The following is a 349-nucleotide window of genomic DNA, read 5'->3' as shown; positions in this document are numbered from 1 at the left end:
GCTTGGGTATTGAAAACAGCAGCCCGCAGATCGGTTCCTACGTTGAGAGGGTCAGTTTTTCCTCGACTTACGACTCTACTGACCAAGTGAATTACACTATAAACGGCTTCGGCGGCACTATCGAGTCCGGATCGTTTGGAGCGAATAGTGGCACGGTGGTCTCTGTCAACGAACTTGTTGACACCATCTCGGGCGGCTATCAGGTCGTTCTCGACTGGGTAGAGGTGCCATCCGGTCAGAACCACACCCACCCGATTTAGAGCAAACACATGAGGAACGCCTAAAACGACAATGAACTACGATTCGATAATTGACGGCGGCGGATCGGGAGGTACGGACGACAGCGACG

1 protein-coding gene is annotated in these 349 nt (G+C 53.0%); it reads left to right on the top strand.

The annotated features are described in order from the left end of the window. Nucleotides 1-260, top strand: a 260-nt coding sequence (locus tag EXE44_RS20905) for a hypothetical protein (protein WP_199241247.1), incomplete at its 5' end; no start/stop codon positions are given. Nucleotides 261-349: the final 89 nt, after the last annotated feature.

This window comes from Halorubrum sp. SS7 (assembly GCF_005435055.1).
In the GTDB taxonomy this organism is placed as follows: Archaea; Halobacteriota; Halobacteria; order Halobacteriales; family Haloferacaceae; genus Halorubrum; species Halorubrum salinarum.
This window is presented reverse-complemented; position numbering and strand designations above follow the sequence as displayed.